The 4,751-nt window shown below is 61.9% G+C and carries 3 protein-coding genes and 1 pseudogene; 3 read left to right on the top strand and 1 reads right to left on the bottom strand.

What is annotated here, in order from left to right; genetic code table 11:
• Both PO883_RS33770 and PO883_RS33765 read left to right on the top strand, forming a co-directional pair.
• A partial coding sequence (locus tag PO883_RS33770) for a DDE-type integrase/transposase/recombinase (protein WP_289313691.1) occupies positions 1-418 on the top strand: 418 nt, incomplete at its 5' end.
• Entirely contained in the window at positions 351-1,229 is an 879-nt protein-coding gene (locus PO883_RS33765; protein ID WP_289313690.1) for a site-specific integrase, read from the top strand. The genes PO883_RS33770 and PO883_RS33765, both read left to right, overlap by 68 nt.
• Before the next feature lie 65 nt (positions 1,230-1,294).
• On the opposite strand, the gene PO883_RS33760 is transcribed toward PO883_RS33765, so the two are convergent.
• Positions 1,295-2,803, bottom strand: a complete 1,509-nt coding sequence (locus tag PO883_RS33760) for an L-lactate permease (RefSeq protein WP_289313689.1) — start codon at positions 2,801-2,803, stop codon at positions 1,295-1,297.
• A gap of 760 nt (positions 2,804-3,563) precedes the next feature.
• Here PO883_RS33760 and PO883_RS33755 point away from each other — a divergent pair.
• A pseudogene (locus tag PO883_RS33755) lies at positions 3,564-4,367 on the top strand (IS110 family transposase); the annotation flags it as partial.
• Positions 4,368-4,751: the final 384 nt, after the last annotated feature.

Genomic DNA, 4,751 nt, shown 5'->3' with positions numbered 1-4,751 from the left:
CGTCGACAAGCAGGGCAAGACCGTTGACTTCCTGCTGACGGCCAAGCGCGATATGGCAGCGGCGAAGCGCTTCTTCGATAAGGCAATGGGAAGTAACGGCGATCCCGACAAGGTCGCGATGGACAAGAGCGGCGCCAACAAAGCGGCGATCGACGCGATCAACGCCGGTCGCGACGTCCCGATCGTGGTGCGCCAGGTTAAATACCTCAACAACATCGTCGAGCAGGATCATCGCGCAATCAAGCAGGTGACCAGGCCCATGCTCAACTTTAAATCGTTCCGGTCTGCCGGCTCGGTACTCGCTGGAATCGAGTTGATGCATATGATCCGCAAGGGTCAATTCGAGATCGATGGCGCGGATGCGATGTCGTTGGCCGAACAGTTTTTTACGTTGGCAGGACTGGTCCGTCCAGCTTGAGCGGCACAGTGCCGTTTCAGGAAAATTCCGTCGTTCGATCAACAACGCGACAGAACCCACCCTGGCGCTGCGCCTGACGGCGCTGTCGCAGTGGCATGTCCACCAGGGCTTCCCCGATCCAGCGTCGACGTCGACCGTGCGCAAGACAATGACCGGAATCGCGCGAACGCACGGCCGCCCGAAGAAGAAAGCCAGGGCGCTGCCGATCGAGGACCTGGAGCGGATCGTGGCGCGGCTGGTCAATACCGGCACACTGAAGGCGGCGCGCGACAACGCACTGTTGCAGATCGGGTTTTTCGGCGGGTTGCGGCGCAGTGAGCTGGTCGCCATCGAGGTCGGGCATGTTGGCTGGACACCCGAGGGCATCGAGATCATTCTGCCGCGCTCGAAGACTGACCAACTGGGCGAAGGGATCATCAAGGCGATCCCGTACAGCGACGGCCCTTGCTGCCCGGCGACGGCGCTGCGCAGTTGGCTCGACGCCGCCGGCATCATGGCCGGACCGGTGTTCCGGTCCATCAGCAAGTGGGGGGCAGTGGCCAACGCCGCCTTGGGCGTGGGCAGCGTGAATACGATTCTGGAGGATTGCGCAACGCTGGTCAAACTCGACTATGTGCCGGACCTGTCGAGTCACAGCCTACGGCGCGGCATGGCCACCAGTGCGCACCGCGCCGGCGCCGACTTCCGAGACATCAAGAAGCAAGGGGGCTGGCGCCACGACGGGACGGTGCAAGGCTACATCGAGGAGGCTAGCAGGTTCGAGGAAAACGCGGCCGGCAGTTTGCTGCGCACGCGGGTCAAGCCAGCCTGATTTGCCTTAGCGCCCGATTTTTTCCGTTTTCCCTGTTCGCCCCTGTGACTCACCTGCATGTGCCGTCACGCAAACAGCAGCAGCGCCGCCAGCCCTCCCAGGGCGCAGTAAAGGACGGTGACGACGCCGGTCTGGCGCAGCACTTCGCCCTCGCGCCCCACCAGGTCGACGGTGGCGCTGGCAGCGACGATATTGTGCGGACAGATGATGTTGCCGACGGCGGCGCCAAAACCCTGGGCGGCGCCCAGGCCTAGCACCGACAGGCTGAGCTGGCGCGCCGTTGCAACCTGAAACTCCGTAAACAGGATGTTCGACGAGGTGGCCGAACCGGTCACGAAAGTGCCCAGGACCCCGATGGCCGGGGCCAGCAGTGGCCACAGGGTGCCGGCCCCGGTAGCGGCGCTGCTCGCCAGAGCATCAATCATGCCGGCATGAACCATCACGCGCGACAGGCCCAGCATCGCCAGCAAGGCGGCGCAGACGGGCAACAGGCGCATCGCAACCGCACCCATGATCGAGGCGAGCAGCGACAGTGGCATGCGGATCAACAGCGCCGCTAACAGCAAACTGGCCAGCAGCATCGTGCCCGGATGGTAGAGCACTTGCATGCTGCCGCCAAACGGCGCCGACGACCATGACAGCGTGGCGGTGACGAGCAGCGCCTTGAGCGGCGCGATCAGCCGGGTGGCCAGCACCAGGGCGATCAGCAGCAGGTAGGGCGCGCTGGCCCTCAGCAGCGCGGCGCCGCCCACGGCTGGCCGCGGCTCGGCCGCCTGCCCGCGCCGCCCCAGCTTGAGGATGCCTACGAACAGCAAGGCGCCAAGCAAGGCCCCGCCGAGGGTGGGCAATTCGGGCCCGACATAGCGCGCCAGCAGATAGAAAGGAATCAGGAAGCAGCACCCGGCAAGCAGCGCCCAGCCCCACAGTGGCGCTGCGCGCACGCCTCCCGGCAGCGCGCGGGCGGCAAGCAGCATGACGGCCAGCGGCATCATCCAGCCCAGCAGGACGTGATAGGAGGCAGTCGCGCCGGCCAGTTCGAGCGCGCTAAAGCCGGTTGCCGCCACCTGGGGCAGGACCGGGGTGCCGACGGCGCCGAAGGACACGCCGACCGCGTGGCCGATCAGCGCGATGCTCACCGCAGCGACCCGCCCGAAGCCGGCGCTGACCAGAAAGGGCGCGGCCAGCGCCACCGAGGTGCCGAACCCGGCTGCCCCCTCGACGAACAGCACGAAAAACCAGGCGATCAGCAAGGCCATGATCCGAGGGTCGCCGGTAATGCTCGCCATCGCCTGCTGCAGCACATCCATGCTGCCGGTGCGCATCTGCAGTTCGTGGATGCACAGTGCCGGAAAAATAATCCACAAGATAGTGAGCGCGATAAAACTGGCCTCGGCCAGCGCACCACCGACACTACCGAACATGCCCAGTTGCGGCATCACCGTCGTGCCCAGGCCGAACTGCCACCAGGCCAGGGCGACGGCGACGGCCAGGCCTGCGCTGCCGGCGCGCGCGGCCGAGGCGCGCACGCCGATCATCAGCACCAGGATGACCAGGATGGGAAGGGCCGCGAGCACCGTTCAGCCCGACCGGCCGAACAGACAGGCGGCCCTGCCGCGGGCCTGCGCATCGCACACGCCAAGGTCGGGCATGGCTGTGGCCGGGACGATACTTTTAGCCGCCCGGCTGCGGGCGGCGTCGAGCAGCGCGGCGCGCCTGTCGCCCGCGCTGCATCCTCCTGGCCCCGCACGTGCCAGTAGCACGCCGCAAAGCGTGGCCGTTATCATTACGATCAATTTGTTCATCCGGTCCTCACCGTTCGATTGTCGCCAGTTGCAAGGATCAGGATACTGGCAAACATGCAAAGACGGTACTGTCAACTTGGCACGGCGGGTCATTTTTTGTAAACTAGCGGGATGGCAAACTCCCAACTTTACATCGGCTTCCGCTTCCCTGCCCAGATCATCAAGCCACGTCGTATGGCTCTATTTGGGGTCGATTCAGAATTCGGAATTTAAAGTACGCTAAGGAATGCTCGATCCAGCATGGGCGCGGCTTTGCGGGTATCGGTTACCGCTTGAGGCGCAGTTCCGGTTGTTCTTAAAACGCGGCAGTTATGACGGTTAGATACGAGAGTGGTTTTCGAGAATTGGACAGGCAAAGCTAGCAATGGCGCGGCCTGCTTTCTCACGGCGGCTTCTCAAAAATGATCGTTTGTGAGCAGAGCAGCCATACCAGCGGCTTAACGTACTTTAAATTCCGTTTTCTGAGATGACGCCTACTTGCCGCAATTACGGCCACCGTGCCCGGTCGAGTACAATCGGCAGGTGCCGGCCGCCGCAATTCGTCAAGCCGTACGTGAAGACGAACAAAAATGATGCTGCCGACGCGGAAGCGATCTGCGAGGCGGTGGCCAGGCCAAACATGCGGTTCGTACCGATCAAGACGGACGAGCAGCAAGCGGTGTTGTCCCTTCACCGCGTGCGCCAAGGTTTCGTGAAGGCGAGAACCGCCCAGGCCAACCAGATCCGCGGCTTGCTGTCCGAGTTCGGCGAGATCATGCCCAAAGGGATAGCGCACATTGCCAAGCGTCTACCGGAGATAATGGAAAAGCAGGATTTGCCTGGCACCTTTCGCGATCTGTTGCAGCGGCTGTATGATCATCTGAAAGAACTGGACAAACAGGTCGACGAACTCGATGCCAAAATCCAGCAATGGCATAAAGCCTCTGACGCAAGCAAAAAACTGGCGGAGATTCCGGGGATTGGTCCCATCACCGCCACCGCATTGGTGGCCTCGATTGGCGATGCCAAGAACTTCAAGAATGGGCGAGAGCTTGCCGCATGGTTGGGATTGGTTCCGCGACAGCACTCAAGCGGAGGGAAATCCGTCCTGCTGGGAATCAGCAAGCGTGGCGACACGTATCTGCGCACGCTGCTGATTCATGGTGCCCGGGCAGTGATCCGGTTCGCTGAAAACAAGCCGGTGACCAGCTGGCTCAACAAACTATTGGAGCGGCGCAATAAGAATGTCGCAGCGGTGGCACTGGCGAACAAAAATGCCAGGATCGCATGGGCGCTGTTGACGCACGAGGACCGGAAGTTCCGTGCCGACTACGCACCCGCTGTCGCAGGCGCGTAGTCGGCACGGGTAGATGGGGTAATAATCGTCAGCACTAAAATATAGCAATAGAGTAATACTTCCACAGGTTGCACAGGCAAGCATGAAGTGATGGCAAAATAGGTCAGACCGTGGTCGAGAAAACCTGGAACGCGACATGCGCTTCGAGCGCGTGGTTCTTATAAGGACTTGGCCAGCATATTCCATCAGGGACAGAGGGCAACCTCAACTAAAGTCCGGATATATGGCTGCAATCTTACCCATAGGCGCATCATCGATTTATTGCTTGGCAAACTGAGGGCGTCCATATATGTCGCGTTGTTTAGCGGAAGCGAATTTTCGTCGGCGCGACGCGGCTGTACCTCACGCTGGACGGACCTGTCCTGCCAGCACGTAAAATTGTGG

The sequence above is a fragment of the Massilia sp. DJPM01 genome (assembly GCF_030348125.1).
GTDB lineage: Bacteria > Pseudomonadota > Gammaproteobacteria > Burkholderiales > Burkholderiaceae_D > Telluria_A > Telluria_A frigida.
This window is presented reverse-complemented; position numbering and strand designations above follow the sequence as displayed.